At 62.6% G+C, this 17,240-nt stretch carries 9 protein-coding genes; 6 read left to right on the forward strand and 3 right to left on the reverse strand.

What is annotated here, in order from left to right; translation table 11 throughout:
• Positions 1 to 155 precede the first annotated feature (155 nt).
• On the forward strand, positions 156 to 2,951 hold the full coding sequence (gene uvrA, locus NG895_RS24220; RefSeq protein WP_252855130.1) for an excinuclease ABC subunit UvrA: 2,796 nt from the start codon (positions 156 to 158) through the stop codon (positions 2,949 to 2,951).
• A gap of 242 nt (positions 2,952 to 3,193) precedes the next feature.
• Here the strand turns inward: uvrA and NG895_RS24225 are convergent, their stop codons facing one another.
• The 3 genes from NG895_RS24225 to pilM form a co-directional block, all read right to left on the reverse strand.
• The gene (locus tag NG895_RS24225; RefSeq protein WP_252855131.1) at positions 3,194 to 5,281 is read right to left on the reverse strand and encodes a hypothetical protein; all 2,088 of its coding nucleotides are present in this window, start codon (positions 5,279 to 5,281) and stop codon (positions 3,194 to 3,196) included.
• 129 nt (positions 5,282 to 5,410) lie between these two features.
• Entirely contained in the window at positions 5,411 to 6,934 is a 1,524-nt protein-coding gene (locus tag NG895_RS24230; RefSeq protein ID WP_252855132.1) for a hypothetical protein, read from the reverse strand.
• A gap of 81 nt (positions 6,935 to 7,015) precedes the next feature.
• On the reverse strand, positions 7,016 to 9,310 hold the full coding sequence (pilM, locus tag NG895_RS24235) for a type IV pilus assembly protein PilM (RefSeq protein WP_252855133.1): 2,295 nt from the start codon (positions 9,308 to 9,310) through the stop codon (positions 7,016 to 7,018).
• Between the two features lie 323 nt (positions 9,311 to 9,633).
• Between pilM and NG895_RS24240 the strand changes: the two genes are divergently transcribed.
• The 5 genes from NG895_RS24240 to NG895_RS24260 all read left to right on the forward strand — a co-directional run bounded on the left by NG895_RS24240 (position 9,634) and on the right by NG895_RS24260 (position 17,207).
• The gene (locus NG895_RS24240; RefSeq protein ID WP_252855134.1) at positions 9,634 to 12,174 is read left to right on the forward strand and encodes a polysaccharide deacetylase family protein; all 2,541 of its coding nucleotides are present in this window, start codon (positions 9,634 to 9,636) and stop codon (positions 12,172 to 12,174) included.
• A gap of 81 nt (positions 12,175 to 12,255) precedes the next feature.
• Positions 12,256 to 12,903, forward strand: a complete 648-nt coding sequence (gene cmk / locus NG895_RS24245; protein WP_252855135.1) for a (d)CMP kinase — start codon at positions 12,256 to 12,258, stop codon at positions 12,901 to 12,903.
• 63 nt (positions 12,904 to 12,966) lie between these two features.
• Positions 12,967 to 13,614: a lysophospholipid acyltransferase family protein gene (locus NG895_RS24250; protein ID WP_252855136.1), complete on the forward strand. Its 648-nt coding sequence runs from the start codon at positions 12,967 to 12,969 to the stop codon at positions 13,612 to 13,614.
• A gap of 302 nt (positions 13,615 to 13,916) precedes the next feature.
• Positions 13,917 to 15,614 carry a GspE/PulE family protein gene (locus NG895_RS24255; protein ID WP_252855137.1) on the forward strand — a complete coding sequence of 566 codons (1,698 nt, stop codon included), beginning with the start codon at positions 13,917 to 13,919 and terminating at the stop codon, positions 15,612 to 15,614.
• A gap of 483 nt (positions 15,615 to 16,097) precedes the next feature.
• On the forward strand, positions 16,098 to 17,207 hold the full coding sequence (locus NG895_RS24260) for a type IV pilus twitching motility protein PilT (protein ID WP_261361780.1): 1,110 nt from the start codon (positions 16,098 to 16,100) through the stop codon (positions 17,205 to 17,207).
• Positions 17,208 to 17,240: the final 33 nt, after the last annotated feature.

Genomic DNA, 17,240 nt, shown 5'->3' on the forward strand with positions numbered 1-17,240 from the left:
ACCGCTTCGCCTTTCCCAGGCCCTCAACTGGGCGAGGCCCGGGAACGGGGGGGCGACATGCAAGCTGCTAGCTGCTTTACGACCCCCGTGAGCATTGGGTATACTGCGGGATTCGCCCAGCGTGCGCATCGTCAACTAGGGAAATCCTATTCTCCATGCCTCCCATTGCCGACAGTCCGAACGGCCATATTCGCATTCGCGGGGCACGGACGCACAACCTGGCGAACGTCGACGTCGACATCCCCCGGAATCAGTTGGTGGTGATCACCGGCGTGAGCGGTAGCGGCAAGAGCTCGCTGGCGTTCGACACCCTGCTGGCCGAAGGGCAGCGGCAGTACATCGACTCGCTGAGTGTCTACACCCGGCAGTTCTTCGATCAGATGGAACGCCCCGACGTGGAGTCGATCGAGGGTCTGCAGCCGGCCGTGGCGGTGGATCAGAACACTGGCAGCCACAACGCCCGCAGCACGGTAGGCACCGTGACCGAGGTGTACGATCACCTTCGCGTGCTGTTTAGCCGCGCCGGTTCGCTGGCTTGCCCCGACTGCGATACGGTGATCGAACAGCAGAGCCCCGACGAGATCGAACAAGCCATCGCCGCAATGCCCAACGAGTCGCGAGTGATGATCGTCTCGCCACTGGTTCGCGGCCGGAAGGGGAAACACAGCGACGTATTGGACTCGGCCCGCAAGGCGGGCTTCGCCCGGGTGCGAATCGATGGCACGACGTACCCCATCGACGAAGTGCCCGAGCTCGGTGCGCGGAAGACGCACGACATTTCGGCGGTGGTCGATCGCATCGTGATTCGCGAAGGCATCGAAAAACGGCTGACCGAGTCGGTTCGCCTGGCGCTGAAGCATGGCGAAGGCGTGATGGAGATCGTCTATCAGATTCGCGAAGATGGCCAGAAGTCGGACGAGTGGCACGAGCGGGTGTTCAGCACGCAGTTCGCCTGCCCCCGTTGCGGCGCCAGCGTGGCGGAGGTCGAGCCGCGGACTTTCAGCTTCAACAGCCCATACGGCGCGTGTCCCGAGTGCAGCGGCCTGGGCATCAGCGAAGGTTTCGACCCCGAGCTGGTGCTGCCCGATCTATCGAAGTCGATTGCCGGTGGAGCGATTGCTCCCTGGCGAGGCGAAGCGAAGACCCGTGCCGAGAAGCATCGCAAGCTGCTGGCCGGCTTCGATACCGAGACGCCGCTGGAAAGTTGGACCGAGAAGCGACTGCAGGAGCTGTTGACCGGCGACGGCAAGAAGTTCCGCGGCCTGTTGCTCGAGCTGGAAATCGAATACGCCGGTGCCAAACGCGAAAAGCTCCGCGAGCAACTCGCCACGTTCCGCGGCGAGGTCACGTGCGCCGATTGCCGTGGGTCGCGACTCGGCCGCGCGTCGCGGACCAGTCGCGTGGGGGGGAAGACGATCGACCAGGTGACAGCCCTGACGATCTCGGCGGCACGAGAATTCTTTTCCACCGTCGAGTTCGACGCCGAGCGGGCCCCCATCGCGCAGCCGCTGGTGCGCGAGATTCAACATCGGCTGGCCTACCTGGCCAAGGCGGGCGTCGGCTACCTGGCCCTCGACCGGCGGGCCGACACCCTTAGCGGCGGCGAATTGCAGCGGGTCCGCCTGGCCACCGCCATTGGCTCGGGACTAGTCGGCGTGATGTACCTGCTCGACGAACCCTCTATTGGGCTGCATCCCAGAGACAACGGCCGGCTGATCGAAACCTTGCGCGAACTGCAGCAGCAGGGCAATTCGGTGATTGTGGTCGAGCACGAAGAAGCGTTCATGCGGGCGGCCGACTACCTGATCGACTGCGGCCCCGGGGCGGGGCGGAATGGTGGGCACGTCGTGGCCACTGGCACCCCCGACGAAGTGGCCGCCAGCGAGCAGTCGCTCACCGGGCGGTATTTGTCGAACCATGCTGGCAACGGATACCGCGAGCCCCGCAAACCACGCAAGACCAAGCGATTGGTGCTGGAAGGCGCCACGCTGCACAACCTGCAGGACGTGACACTCGACATTCCGCTCGGATTGATGACCTGCGTCACCGGTGTGAGCGGCAGTGGCAAGAGTTCGCTGGTCATCGAAACACTGGCCCGGCAGCTTGCCCGCCAGTTGCATAACGCGATCGCCAAACCTGGCCCATTTCGCTCGCTGCGAGGCACCGCGGCGCTGGACCGCGCGGTGCTGGTCGATCAATCGCCCATCGGCCGCACGCCACGCAGCAACGCGGCTACTTACACGGGCATCTTCGATGACATTCGTAAGATCTTCGCTGGCACGAAGCTCGCCCGGCAGCGAGGGTGGAAGATCGGCCGCTTCAGCTTCAACGTCAGTGGTGGTCGCTGCGAGGAGTGCCAGGGCCAAGGTCTCAAGAAGATCGAGATGAACTTCCTGCCCGACCTGTTCATCGAGTGCCCCACCTGCCACGGCGCGCGGTTCAATCGCGAGACGCTCCGCGTGACCTATCGCGGCAAGTCGATAGCCGACGTGCTCGATCTGTCGATCGCCGATGCGGTGGAGTTCTTCGAGAACTTCGCCAACGTGAGACGATTGCTCCAGGCGCTGGTGGACGTGGGGCTGGGCTATTTGCCGCTGGGGCAGCCATCGACCACGCTCTCTGGTGGCGAAGCGCAGCGGATCAAGCTCGCTACGGAACTCGGCCGGCCCGCCAGTGGGCACACACTTTACATTCTGGACGAACCGACCACTGGACTGCATCCGCACAATGTCGAGCAGTTGCTCTCGGTGCTGCACCAGTTGGTCGACGCTGGCAACACGGTCGTAGTGATCGAACACCAGACATCGGTCATGCGATCGGCCGACTGGCTGGTGGACCTGGGGCCCGAAGGGGGCGCGGATGGCGGTCGGCTGGTATTCGCCGGCCCGCCGGCCGACATCGCCGAGTGCCAGGAAAGCCACACGGGCAGCTGGCTGCGCGAGCACCTCTAAAGCGCAGGGCGCACAATGATCTAAGGCCGGCTCGCCCGGTGTCGAGCTTCGTTGCGACAAGACCCTTGTCCGGTGAGCAGCCGGAGCTAGAGCGCTTTCATCTTTGGTGTTCCGGTTTGGCTTGTTGTGTCGGCCCGCTGCTTTGTCGGCCTGCATCGACGGATAGCAATTCGCCTGCTTCGGCCTTCGCGCATCGGACCAACACCACGGCGCCAAACCAGCACACCAATTCTGAAATCGCTCTAGAAGCCGAACTCGCCGCCGAATTCGCCACGACCACCACCGCGACCACCGGCAGGGCCAAAGCCACCGCGGCCGCCGGCTTCGGTCTCTTCGAAGACCGCTCGATGGATGGCGACTTCCATTTCGTCGTCCAGCTCGTCGCGCAGGTACATGCGACCCGACGAGTCCATCATCAAGGCGTGCGTCGGTTCGGGCATGTCCCGCGAGAAGCCTTCGTTGATTTTGCCACCTTCCAGGTCGAGAACCATCACGCCGGTATCCAGCGTAAAGTCCTCGACGGTCTCGATGAACCGGCCCTGATCCACCAGCATTTCCACTTCGCCCTGGTAGTTCATGACGGACCCTCGAACAACGCCTTCGAGTTCCTTGTAGATCTGCATGGCGTTGTTCTTTTCATCCAGACCGAACGACTCGACCAGCATCGTGGCGGCCGGTTCGCTGTAGGAACCGCCGCGAGGCGATTGCGACTCGGCCACGCGGATGATGCCGGCTCGGGGAATCACCACGGTGGGGCTCGGCTCGCTCCAGTCGCCGCGGATATCGGGGCGACTGCGATCGCGATTGGACACCTCGGTTTCCAGCATGGTCGTCGGCATTTTGTGGTTAGGATCTCGCAAGATGAGTTGCACGCGATACTTGTATTGCTTGCCGGGTTGGACCGTCATATCGAAGAAGCGGAGCATCAGGAACGGCACTTCGACGATCATCTCGCCGTTTTCGTCGAATTGGGCTTCGCCGCCACCGCGGTAGCCGCCACCCATTCCGCCGCCGCGGCCACCACCACCATCGAATTCACCTCGGCCACCCATGCCCGGACGCCGACCGCCCATGCCGCCCATGCCGGGACGTCGGCCGCCGCCGCGACCAAATTCGCCGCCCATGGCACCGCCGCGACCGCCACCACGACCGCCCAAGGCGTCGGTAAAGTCCAGTGGGTCGTTGCCTTCGCCTTCGCCGGTGGCTGCCGGGGTGTCTTCAAAGGATTCTTCCATGTCCGCTTCTACTTCCGAGGCCAAGGGCACCTCGGACATGTAGGCCATCTCACCCCAGTTGCGGCCGACCAGCGGCGCAGGTGGAACCGTGAGCGAGGGGTGGTAGTAACGAGGATCGTACACATCTTCCAGTCCCCGGGCCCAGTTGTAGGTCATCTTGTCGATGAACTCGAGGCCGGGGGCGTTGGTGATTGCCGACAGATAGCGTTGTTTGTCGCCTTCGACTCCAACGTGGCCATTCGGGAAGCGGAGCAGCTTCCAGTCGAGCTCGGCATCGTCGTCGGTGACGACTGTTCGCTGGACGATGTAGCCCAGGTACTGGGGGAAATCGCGATCGGATCGGTACCCCTTGGCGTCGGCCAGGGCGTTCTTGTACTCCTTGAGCTGCTCGGGCAGCGGCACCTTGGCCATGACCACAGCGCACGACAGTTGGCGAATCAACTCGGTGCCGTCCAGTTCCACGCCGGCTCTGGGCAACTGCATTGCCACGGGGCGACGGTTCTCGTCCATGCCCTCCATACCGCCAGGACCGAAACCGCCTTCGAAGCCGCCGTCACGTCCGCGACCAGGGCCTCCACGCTCCGCTTCTCTGGCGGCGCGTTCGCGTTCCAGCTCGCGTTCCCGTTCCAACTCCGCGGCATTACGTTGCTCTTCCAGGGCCCTGCGCCGCATCTCTGCTTCGTCGATGAAACCAAACACACCCGTCACGGCATGCACTTCGTAGTCGGCCACGGGCAGCAGCTTGGGATCCTTGCGCAGTTCGGTTGCAGGGACCACTTGGGGGTCGATACTGCTGAGGGCGTAGGGATCGGCTTCGACCTCGATCGAGGCGGATTTCACCGGCTCGAAAATGCGGATCTCTTCAGGTGCCTGTTCGACGGCCTCGTCCCACTTATAGGTCTCTTGCGAGTTCCTCACCTGCTGCGCCTGCGTCTCCAGGTTGTCAGGCCGGTGTTTGTCTGGGAGCGGTTCGTGGCTCAATGTGGCGTACACCAACCAGCCACCCATCAGCACCACCAGCAGCATGACTACCTTTTCGCCGTGCTTGAGGGCCAGGTCCTTGATGGCCGCCAGTCCGTTGCCTTTGCCTTTCATCGTCGCTCTCCTGGAGGGGGTGCTCGCCTAGCGCACCCATAGGTTTATGAAAGTTTTCGTTTCGGGAAAGTCCGCTTTTATTTGGTATTCAGCGAGGTCAGCCAAGTCGCCGATTGCGACCCAGCGGACCTACCTGATGTTTGCAGTAATGGTCTCGGGGGCAATGTCCGATCCGTCGCCTTTGTTCAGGATGTCCTGGTTGGGACGGTTGAAGATCAGCACCACGCCCTGGATGACGACGGGCTTCATGAACGGCTTGCGGTCGAACACCTGCACTTCCGTGTTGCCGAATCCGCCGCCAAAGCCGCCGCCAAACTCACCGCGTCCTCCGCCGCCGCCGAAGCTGCGACCTCTTCCGCCGCCACCGCCGAACTCGCCGCCGCCGCCACCGCCGGAGGATTCGGGGTCGACTCCTACGCGGACCTCCGTGACCTTGATCTGCAAATCGGCGTTGGCTAACTCCGATATCAGCTTGGGCAACCAGCGGGCGTCCATCTGCAGGACCATGCGCACCGGCAGCCGCTTGATCTCCTGGCCGAACGTGGTTGGGTCGAGTGGCATTTCGTCCGGCGAAACGGAGATGGGCAGTCCCTGGTCGTCGATGTAGCGTCGCGACAACCAGCGGGCCTTTTCCTGCGCGGGATCGAGTTGATCGCCTTCGCCGCCGCCGCCAAACTCGCCCTCACGACCTCCTCCTCCGAATTGCGCTGACTCGTCGAACTCGCCCGGACCGCCGGCCCCACGATCCATGGGGTCGCCCATCATTTCATCACCACCGGTCAGCGAGTTGGCTCCCTGCAGACGCTTGATGCGCCCCGAAGTACGGCTTTCCTGGGCGGCATCACGGCCGACTTGCAGGTAGTTGATCACGGTAATCGCGGCATTGCTCTGCCGAGTGGCGCCCTTGGCCTCGTTCGTGGCGGCAATCGCCCGCAGCATGGTCTCGTACACCCAAAGGTCTTCCTGGGTGACCCAGATCCGCCAGTGCGACTGCCGGGTGGGCCAGTCGAGATCCGACTTGATTCGCAGTTGATCTTCATCCGACCAGTACACGGTGTAGTCGGGTTCGATCAGGTTGCCCTGTTCGTCTTCCATACCACCAGCAGCGTTGTCACCAAATGCGCCATAGCCACCGAACTCGCCTCCTGCACGGCCGCCGCCGCGACCGCCGAATCCGCCCCCGGTCGCGTCCTCATCGACCTCGTTGGCGTTGATCAGCTTCGGCAGGTCGGCGAAGCGCCCGCGGATGTAGTCGCCGTACTGGTCCCGGCGAGTGATGCTGATGTCGTCGCCGAACTGCTTGCTCTCGATTTCGTTCAGGAACCCCTTGGGCAACTGTTGCGGCCACTTCAGCACGTCCTGCCGCTGACGATCGTACAGTTCCTGCCAGATCCTCTCGGTCTCCGCCGCAATGGCTTTGATCTGATCGCTTTGCTGGTTGAGCACTTCGTCGCTGGGCTTGGGTTGCTTGGCCGCCAACTGTTGCTGCTTGTCAAACGCCTGCTTGATGGTTTGCAGGTTGGCTTTCTTCCGCTCTGCCAGGTCGCTGGCTGCGAGATACCACACCACAAAGGCCAGCAGCACAGCAACCCCCGACAGGAGCCAGAAGTGATGCTTTCCCATCCACGCCAGTACCATTCGTACTTGTTCCATAACGCTTATTCTCTTGCTCTGGTTTTACCGCTCGTAAGGCGAGTTTCGGTGTCCGCAGTAGATTATTACAGGTTCGACTTCCTAGAACGCACCGGCTCCCGTGTCGTCGAAGCCATCGGTTGCTGAAGGGGGATTGTCACGCAGCGTACGAGGTTGGGGCTGCCAGATGAATTGCACCTGGAACTCGTAACGCTTCAACTTCCAATGTTCAGGTTTGGGTGCGGTCGGTCCGTCCGGCTTGCGTTGGGCGGGGCCGCCCCAACCACCACCCATCTCGTCCTGAGAGGCTCGGTAGTCACTCATGGACTTCGAGGCTTCCTCGGGGGTCGCCGCGTTGGGATCGAACGTCACCGTTACGGGCCGGAAGTAGCTGACCATCACCGGCTTGGAGATGCCCAGTTCCTTCATCGTGTACTCCTTCATTTCGCCTTTGGAGCTGGGGAGCTGCACGGTTCCGTTCTTCAGGTTTTCGATCAGCGTGCGGTAGACGAACTTGCCCGCTTCGTCTTCGCGATCGAACTCGCCGGGATTCTCCGGATCGCTGTTGTGGTAGTGGTAGCCGGTCAGTTGGATGATCCAACCTTCGCCGCTGGGCGGAACCGGTTCGGCCTCGCCGCCCATGCCGTCGTCCGAGAACTCATCGGCCATGTCGCCGGCGAGTTCGCCAACGGCCTCGGCATCCTCGGCAGCCGTCTCGGGATCGACTTCTGCGGTCGCTTCGCCAGCTGCTTCGCCTTCGGCATCCTCAGCGGGAGCTTCGGCCGGTGTTTCCTGGGCCACCACCACACCGGCGGCTTCTTTGATGGCTTGCTCTACTTCGGTGTACCAAATGGAAACGTCGGGGAAGAACTCGCAGTCCATCGATTCGATGTGCAGTTCCTCGCGATTGCGGACGTCGTCGGCTGTCAGCTCGCGTTCGCCAATCGGTCGGGGGTCTTTTGGCAACGCGGTGTCGATGGCCTTCAGCAGTTCGAGCCATAGCAGCCGGCCATCATCGTTGCTCCGCAGGTTGGTGCGGATGGTTGCCAGTTCGTCGAACTCGGTTACCTTCTGCTGCAGCTCTCCTTCACCACTCTGGAATCCGCTGGCGACGCCGCTGGCGGTACTCAGCGCTTTGGACATGGTGTCGCTTTCGACATCCGCGCTGCTGTATGTGCTGGAGTGACTGATGTAGTTGACGGTCAGACCCAGCATCAGCACGGCGGCGGCGGCCACGGTCCACGGCTTCTTGCCCTGCACCAGGCGCTCGGTGACGATTTCATGCGGCAGCAGGTTGGTCTCCAGCTTGCCCATCCCCAGCCCCTGCACGCACAGGCCATACGCCTCGGCGAAGCTCAGGTGGTTGGCCTGGAATTGCGGGGCGGCCGTGACACTGCCGCCGACCAAGCCGGGGAACTCTTCCAGCAACAACACCTTTTGATCCAGGTTCTGCGACAGGTATCGCTGCAGACCAGGCAGTCGCATCGGATTGCCCAGGGCGACGATGTCGCCGATCTCGGCCTTCTTGTTGTTGTTCATGAAGAAGCCGATGGACCGCTGGATCTCGGCCACCAGGTCGCTGAACACCGGCCGCATCGCCTGGAACAGAGCCTTGGGGTCTTCGGCTTTCGTGGCGTTCCGCTTCAGGTGCTCGGCCTTGGTAAAGGTGAGCTGCATGTCCTTGGTGAGCGCCCGCGTGAAGTGGCTGCCACCGATGGGGATGTTGCGCTGCCACACGCGGTAGCCGTTGGTGATCACCAGGTCGGTGGTCTCGGTGCCGAACGACAGGACCAGCAGGCTCTTCGGCGGATTGTCCGGATCGAACGGCGGGGCGTCCTCCAGGTTGTTCATCCGGTCGAAGCAGGCGTAGTTGTAGATGGCCAGCGGCGCGAGCTGGATGTAGTCGACCTCGATGCCGGCGTCGGTCAGCGGGCGAATGGCCCGGTGCACCTGATCGCGCTTCATGGCGAACAGGCCCACTTCGGGATCGATGGCATAGCCATCTTCCTGATTGCCGCCAGACAGTTGCTGGTAGTCCCATACCACGTCTTCCAGCGCGAAGGGAATCTGCTGCTTCGCTTCGTACTTGACGATGTCGGGAATCTTCTTCGCTTCGACCGGCGGCAGCTTGATGAATCGCGACAAGCCGCTCTGTCCGGGGACGGAGACCGCCACGCGATCGCCCTTCAGCTCGTTGCGCGATACGAACGTGGCCACCGCTTCGGCGATCAGCGCTTCGCGATCCGCTTCGGGCTGGGTGAGAATCTTGGAGTACTCGACGAAGTCGAATGCCTCGACCACGATGCGGTTGGTGTCTTTCTCATGACGCCGACACTGCAACGCTTTGAGCGCACAGTTGCCAATGTCGATACCCCAAACAGCGCCACTCTTGGCCATGTGATTAGTTCCTCTGTTCCGTATTCCGATCCCTGCAAAACCCTCCAGCGACGAACCCGTTCCCGGAATCGGGTGGGCCCCACAACCGGGTCGACGCTAAGTGGTCTGCGTGTGTACAACTGGGGAGGAGAGCCAGGGCGCACAAATATTGTGCGACCAGCCGCCCGACCTACGGTCCGGCAGCTGCCCCTCGGCTGTAACTTCCATTGTAATCGATCCTTACAAACTGTGTACCAAGTTTTCGGGGGCTAAGCCGCGAGTGGCTCCCGGGGCGACTGGCCTACGGTGCGGGATATACCGAGTTTTCTGCCTCAATTGCCGTTTTGCCTGCTATGCACCCCAGTCAGACCACGCTGGCCCTGCCGGGCGACACGCTGGGCGATCTCTCGCCCAATTGGGACACCGCCGCCAGCGGGAACTTCCTGGCCCTGTGGACCTCGCTCTGGCATCCCCGCCTGCTGGCGGCCACTGGTCGTCTGCCGGACACCGTGCCGGTGGACACTCTGGTCCACGAGCCGTTGGCCCCGGGCCACCTGATGTTGGTGCCCGATATTTCCCAAACGCACCTGGGCGAGCCGGTGTTGGCCGACGAGGCCATGGCGCCCCGCGTCCAACAATTCGCTTCCCGCGGGCAGGTTATTTCGCACCTGGCCGAGCTGCTGGAGCTGCCGCTGGAGCAGGATAGCCAGCTGACGGCCGATTTTTACGCCCTTGGTTTCGCTTACCTGCAGATCGAGCTGCTTACCCGCTCGATGCGGTATGATCGCGAGGTCACCCAGGAGTCGCTCCGCACCGCGGTGGTGGGGGCAGCCGCAGCCGCGCTGGCGGGCGATCAGACCGCGCTCGACACTCACCTGAGCGACGCGTACGACCAATTGATGCAGAGTCGCAACCACTACTACCCAATCGACTTCTACCTGATCGACCTGTCGCTGACCGCTGCGACGACCGTGGGCGAGGCCTTTCGCCAGGAGTGCCAACAGGCCAGCCAATTGAACGTGCTGGTCACCAGCGAGGTGCTCGATCACATGGCCGCGCAGGAGCCCGAGTCGCTGGTCGCTCTCCGCACAGCGATCGACGAGAAGCGGGTGACCGTGTGTGGCAGCACCCGCAGCGGCGCCCCGCTCGCCGAACTGGCCCCTGAAACGCTGTTGGCGGAACTCAAGGCGGCCCGCTCCGCCACCGAGCAACACCTGGGCCACCCACCGCGCGTGTTTGCCAACCACGCTGGGCCGATGGCGCCGCTGGTGCCGGGCGTGTTGAACCGATTGGGGTACCACGCGGCCGTGATGAGCAACTTCGCAGGCTATCCGCTCCCGGCTGGGGTCTCGAGCCGCACCACTTGGACCGGGCTCGACAACATGTCGATCGAAGCGCTGGCCGCCGAACCCATCGACGTGGGCAGCGCCACGGCCATGCTGGGCCTGTCGCAGCAGATGCAGCACACGATGAACTACGACCTGGCCGCCTCGCTGCTGTTGGTCGGTTGGCCCGGGCACCGCACCGAGTGGCACGCCGATCTGATGCAGGTGACCCGGCGCTCGACGTTGCTGGGACGCCCCATCACGCTGGGCGATTACTTCGATCAAACCAGCTCGCACGACTACTCCGGCATTACTCCGGCGAGCGACTATCCCAGCACCTCGCGGGTGATCGACAGCGTCAGTTCCGCCAGCCAACAGGTGGCGGCCCTGGCTCAACTGGCCGGTGCAACCGGCGAGCCCCCCGCCGCGTTTCGCAATCTGCTTGGTGCAAGTGAGTCGGCCGAGACACCTGGCACGCTATGGATCAACGCCTCGTCGCTCGATTGCCCCATGGCCGGTGGATCGCTGCCTGGCTGTGGTTGGCGATGGTTACCGGCCATCGACACGAAAGCGCAGCCGCCGCGGTGCGAGCCGGGCGTGTTGCGAAACGAGCACCTGGAAGTGGTATTCGATCCCACTTCGGGCGGCATCTCAGCCACTCGGTTCCACGACCGTCGGGGCAACCACCTTTCGCAGCAACTGGCCGTGGCACCGCTCGGACCACCAGGCATCGCCGCCGGTTTGCAGCTCGCGCCCGATGGCTGGGAGGTCGCCGAGTCGAGCGACACACGTGGCACGCTGGTGAGCCGCTATCGTGTGGTTGACCGCGATGGCAAGTCGCTAGCCGCCATTCGCCAGCGCACCACGCTGCAGGCTCACTCGCGCAACATCGATATCGAGGTCTCGTTCGAGCCGCTGGCCGATCGCGCCAAGCACTGCGCGGTTGCCAGTCGGATCGCGGTTCGCGACGAAGACTTCGTCCTTTCCCGGGGCCTGCAGGGCATTGATCTGCCGACCGGCGCCTCCCGGGTGCGCTCGGCCTGCGTGGGCTTGGCCAGCGAGATTTCGCCCATGGCCGTGCTGTGCGACCAGGTGCGACTCCATTACCGTCATTCGGGCCGCATGCTCGACACCACGCTGTTCGAGGCGGCTGGCGAAAACACCACTGCTGCGCTAAGCTACGTGCTCGATGGTCGCTATCCGGCGCAGGCCTATAGCGTCTGGCGGCAGGCCGAGTCGGTGGTGGCCCTGCCTGCCGCAACGCCTCGGCAGCCAAGTGGCTGGTGGTTCCGCGTGGGGGCCGCCAACGTGATGGTCACCCATCTGGAGGTGGAAGACCATGGCGCCGAGGGCCGGCTGTTGCGAGTGCGGCTGCTGGAAACGGCAGGCCGCGCGGTGCATACCACGCTCGCCACCTGGCAAACCATCGAAGAGGCCCAGCAAGTGAACTTTCTGGGCGAACCAGATCAACTGCTGCGCGTGGAGGAGGGCCGGGTGCCAGTGAGCCTGGCGGCGTACGAATTTGTCGAAGTGCTGCTCGCGATCGGCGATGGGCAGTAGAGTGAAAAGCTGCGTGATATTATGGTTCAGGCCCGCACCGGCAACTCCCCGTTTCCAGGCCCCAGTCCCCATCCCCCTGTCATGATCGTCACCATCGATGGACCTGCCGGAGCCGGCAAGAGCAGCGCGGCCAAGGCGCTGGCCAAGCGACTGGGCTTCCATTTTCTCGACACGGGGGCCATGTACCGGGCGGTGGTCCATGCGGCGCTCGAGCGGGGCGTCGACCTTGACGATGCCGAGGCCCTCGAACAAGTGGCGGCCAGCCTCGACATCCAGCTAACCGACGACGCCGTGCTGGTCGACGGTCAGGACGTCACCCGCGTCATTCGTACCCAGGACATCACCACCGCCACGCGATACGCCGCGGATCACCCAGGAATTCGGGCCCGGCTGGTCGAATTGCAGCGTGCCGCCGCCGAAGGACAGAACTTCGTCACCGAAGGACGCGATCAGGGGTCTATCGTTTTCCCCCACGCTGAGTGCAAGATATTCCTCACAGCCAGCGAGCGGGTGCGTGCCGAACGGCGCTACCACGACCTGACCGCGCGAGGCGAGCAACTGACGTTCGAGGAGGTGCTCGAAAAGCAGCAGCAGCGCGACCAGCGCGATGCCTCGCGGCCCGTCGGAGCGCTCATCAAGGCCCGCGACGCCGTGGTGCTCGACACCGATGGCATGTCGGCCGAAGAAGTGGTGGACCGCCTGCATGAGATCGTCATGCAGCACCAGTGACGCGTTCAGCGCAACTATTTGATTCTTGTTCACTCTTCATTCGTCACTGGTCATTCGCCCCGCATGTATCGTCGCTCGTTCCCCAAGCTCCTCTGGTATCGCCTCACACAGTGGGTCGTGGGCGGCGTGGCGCGGGTCTATTTCCGCTTGCGACGGCGGGGTATGCGGAATATGCCGGCCGAGGGACCAGTTGTGCTGCTGGCCAATCATCAGAGCCACCTCGATCCGCTGCTCATCGGCTGCTTCATGCCGCGGCCGCTGGGCTATCTGGCTCGCGATACCCTGTTCAAAGGCATCCTGGGACCGATGATCCGCGCCTACGACGCCATTCCCATCGATCGCGATGGAGGCGGGCTGGCGGGCATTCGGGCGACCCTCAAACGCATCAAGCAGGGCGATGCCGTGCTGATGTTTCCCGAAGGAACCCGCTCGCAGGATGGCAAGCTCCAGCCGCTCAAGCCGGGCTTCATTGCCCTGGTGCGGCGGGGCAAAGCGAGCATCGTCCCGCTGGGAATCGCTGGCAGTTTCGAAGCCTATCCCCGGGGAAAGACCTTTCCGTCGCCGCGGCCGGTTGCGTTGGTCTGCGGCAAAGCGATTCCTCCCGAAGATCTCGCCAATCTGGACGACGAGGCCCTGCTGGATCTGGTGGCCGAGCGAATGGCCGATTGCTACGCCCAGGCACGTCATGTGGCGGGCTACGGACTCACCTGATTGGGTGGCTATTTGACTGGCTTTTCGTCCCGCGATGGGGGGCTCTCCGCCCTCGGGCCGCTCCAGCGGTTTGGTTGACACCCCCTGCAAGCGACATTAGTCTAGGTGACATAGGGAGTTAGCGTCGAAGTCCGGGCCTTCTGCGTGAACATCTTATACTCCCCTTCAGGCGGCCACTCGATCGGGAGCAATACGCTTTCTCCCGGCTGACGAATGTCAGAAGGCGAGTGAGATGTACACTCAGCTCGCGACGCGTTGTCCCTTCACCTAATCGCACCCTCCGATCCCCATAAGTAATTTCCATGGACCTGGGCCAATACCTCGTTAAGCAGGGCCTCATCAGCCAAGAGCAGTGGGCGGAGGCCAAGCAACTGGCCACCTCACAGCATATGAAACCTCAGGATGCCTTGGTGCAACTGGGGTACTCGTCGAGCGAACAGATTATGCAGGCCCTGGCGGCCCGCGACGGTTTCGAATACTACGACCTCCGCGACGTCGCCATCCCGCCCGCCGTGGTGGAGTTGGTGCCCGAGTCGGTGGCCCGAGAAAACGCGGTGATTCCGCTATCCGAGGAGGATGGCGTGCTTCGCGTGCTGGTGAGCGATCCGCAGGACTTCGACACCATCGATAAGCTGCAGTTCATCCTGAACCGCAAAATCGAAATTGCCCTGGCTACCCGCGAGAGCATCCTCGAAGCCATCAACCGCAACTATGGCCAGATTGGCGACGAGTCGGCCGACTCAATGCTGCAGGAATTCACCGACACGGCCATCGACTTCACCGAGACCGAAGAGGGCGACGGTGCCGACGAGGATGATTTGGTCGACGAGGCCAGTGCCCCCATCGTCCGCCTGGTGCAGTTGATGATCGGCGAGGCCGTGCAACTGCGGGCCAGCGATATCCACGTCGAGCCGTTCGAAGATCGGGTCCGCATCCGCTACCGCATCGACGGCGTGCTGGTCGAACGCGACAGCCCGCCCCGTCGTCTGCTAGGTGCACTGCTCTCGCGTATCAAGATTCTCGCCCGCATGGATATTGCGGAACGCCGCAGGACGCAGGACGGCCGCATCAAGATCACGGCCGGCGGCAAGGAACTGGACCTCCGCGTCAGCATGCTGCCTACCAACCATGGCCAGTCGTGCGTGATGCGACTTTTGGACAAGGACAACATCAAGGTTGGCGTCCGCCAGCTTGGTCTCTCGGATCGCGACTTCAAGGTTTTCCGCAACCTGATCCGTCGGCCGAATGGAATCCTTTTGGTGACAGGTCCGACGGGTTCCGGAAAGACCACCACCCTGTACGCGGCCATGAACGAGCTGAACCGGCCGGACCGCAAAATCATCACCGCCGAGGACCCGGTGGAATACTACCTGCCGGGCATCAATCAGGTGGAAGTGCGGCACTCGATCGGGCTCGACTTCGCGTTGATCATTCGGGCGATGCTGCGTCAGGCCCCGAACGTGATCCTGGTGGGCGAGATGCGGGATTACGAGACTGCCAGCATGGGAATCCAGGCTAGTTTAACGGGACACTTGGTATTTAGTACGCTACACACGAACGATGCGCCCGGTGCCGTTACACGTATGGTCGATATGGGTGTCCCCTCTTATCTGGTGGCGGGAAGTGTCATTGGAATTCTCGCCCAACGTTTGGTCCGCGTGATTTGCAGTAAGTGTAAACAACCGTACACGCCTCGCGATACCGAATTGGAGGCCGCTGGCATCCCGCCCGAGATGGCGGCCGAGGCCAATTTCATGAAGGGCCGCGGCTGCAGCCACTGCGGCAACAGCGGCTATCGTGGCCGCTTGGGTGTATTCGAATTGATGACAATGAATTCCCGCATTCGTGAGCTCACTTTCCAGGGGGCTTCGACCCAGGAGATTCGAAAGGAGGCCGTAAGCCTTGGCATGACAACGCTTTACGACGACGCCATCCTCAAAGTGTGCAAAGGCATTACCACGCTGGACGAGGTGTTCCGAGTCGCCAAGAAGGTCACCTAACCCGCTGGACGCTCGGGCTGCCGGTTCGACATGCGAGACCATGCGGTGCATGACGAGTGACCACTGCGTTGCGGCCAGCCGCTTGCCGAGAAGCCCATCATCGCCAACTGCCAACGGCGACCAACAAGCCACTACAACCGCCTTGATGGCGCTAACTAGATGTAAAATCGAGACTTGAGTCGTCCTGTGCGAGGGCGAATAATCCTGTACCGGCCGCTCGTCACCTTACGCGATTGGCGGCTGCCAACGTGTTGAAGATTCGCTACCGGGCCAGGAAGCGGATGAGGCAACCCAACACGCCGGGCAGACGCGGTTCGCCAGGTCGGAAACATCACTACCAGGCAAGTCCGCTTCAGGGGCGCGACCGGCGATGAGTGGTGAGCGAGATCGGAACAGGGAAATCTTCCTCGCGCAGAAGAGAATGCCCGGCTGCCACTGGCGGTCGCGGCACCGCTTAAACCCGCGCGCCAGGAAGTAATCGTCATGGGCACTATTCTTATCGACAAACTGCTGTCCGCTGCCATCAAGCAGGGTGCTAGCGACTTACACATCACATGCGGTCAACCGCCGGTGCTGCGTTTGCACGGCCGGATGCAGAAGCTGAAGACCAAGGTGCTCGAGCCCGAGGACACCATGGGCTTGATGAAGAGCATCACGCCCGACCGCTGTCAGCAGGAGTTCCAGGAGACAGGTAGTACCGACTTTGGTTTCGCCTTCGGCGAGCAAGCCCGTTTCCGTGTGTCGGTGTTCCGGCAACGGGGCAAGGTGGCCATGGTGCTGCGGCAGATTCCGGTCGAGCTGTGGACCATGGACGAGCTGAAGCTGCCGCAGGTGTTTAAGAAAATGATCCTGCGACCGCGTGGCCTGGTGTTAGTTACCGGGCCAACGGGTTCAGGTAAGAGTACCTCGCTGGCGGCGATGGTCGACTACATCAACGAGAACGTCGACCACCACATTATCACGATCGAAGACCCGATCGAGTTCCAGCACAACCACAAGAAGTCGACCATCAACCAGCGTGAAGTCGGCGTGGACGTCACCAGCTTCGCCGAGGCCATTCGCCGGGCGTTACGTCAGGACCCCGACGTCATCCTGGTGGGCGAACTTCGCGACCTGGAAACTATCGAAGCGGCCATCACCGCGGCCGAAACGGGCCACGTGGTGTTCGGCACGCTGCATACCTCGAGCGCCGCCGGCACGATCAACCGTATCATCGACGTGTTCCCCACCAACCAGCAGGATCAGATTCGTACGCAGCTCGCCAGCTCCATCATCGGCATCCTTTCGCAGCAGTTGCTCAAGAAGGTGGGTGGCGGTCGTGTAGCGGCGTTCGAAGTGTTGGTGGTGAACTCCGGTATCGCCAACCTGATTCGCGAGAACAAGATTTTCCGTATCACTTCGCAGATTCAAACCGGCTCGAAGTACGGCATGCAGCTGCTGGACGACCACGTCTTCAAACTGTGGCAGGAAGGCCTGGTTTCGAAGGAGGATGCCTTGGCCAAGTGCAACACGCCGGACGACTTGGCTGCTCGCTTCGCGGCCGCCGAACGTGGCATGTTCGACGACGAACCAGGCGAGGACGATGCGGCATAGCACCGTGGAACGGAATTCGTTCCGTTGCAGAGA

Origin of the sequence: Aeoliella straminimaris, assembly GCF_024054565.1 — a bacterium.
GTDB lineage: Bacteria > Planctomycetota > Planctomycetia > Pirellulales > Lacipirellulaceae > Aeoliella > Aeoliella straminimaris.

Bases quoted from the DNA above. Each gene is read 5' to 3' on its own strand.
- uvrA (WP_252855130.1), top strand. From the start codon at position 156: ATGCCTCCCATTGCCGACAGTCCGAACGGCCATATTCGCATTCGCGGG.
- NG895_RS24225 (WP_252855131.1), bottom strand. From the start codon at position 5,281: ATGAAAGGCAAAGGCAACGGACTGGCGGCCATCAAGGACCTGGCCCTC.
- NG895_RS24230 (WP_252855132.1), bottom strand. From the start codon at position 6,934: ATGGAACAAGTACGAATGGTACTGGCGTGGATGGGAAAGCATCACTTC.
- pilM (WP_252855133.1), bottom strand. From the start codon at position 9,310: ATGGCCAAGAGTGGCGCTGTTTGGGGTATCGACATTGGCAACTGTGCG.
- cmk (WP_252855135.1), top strand. From the start codon at position 12,256: ATGATCGTCACCATCGATGGACCTGCCGGAGCCGGCAAGAGCAGCGCG.
- NG895_RS24250 (WP_252855136.1), top strand. From the start codon at position 12,967: ATGTATCGTCGCTCGTTCCCCAAGCTCCTCTGGTATCGCCTCACACAG.
- NG895_RS24255 (WP_252855137.1), top strand. From the start codon at position 13,917: ATGGACCTGGGCCAATACCTCGTTAAGCAGGGCCTCATCAGCCAAGAG.
- NG895_RS24260 (WP_261361780.1), top strand. From the start codon at position 16,098: ATGGGCACTATTCTTATCGACAAACTGCTGTCCGCTGCCATCAAGCAG.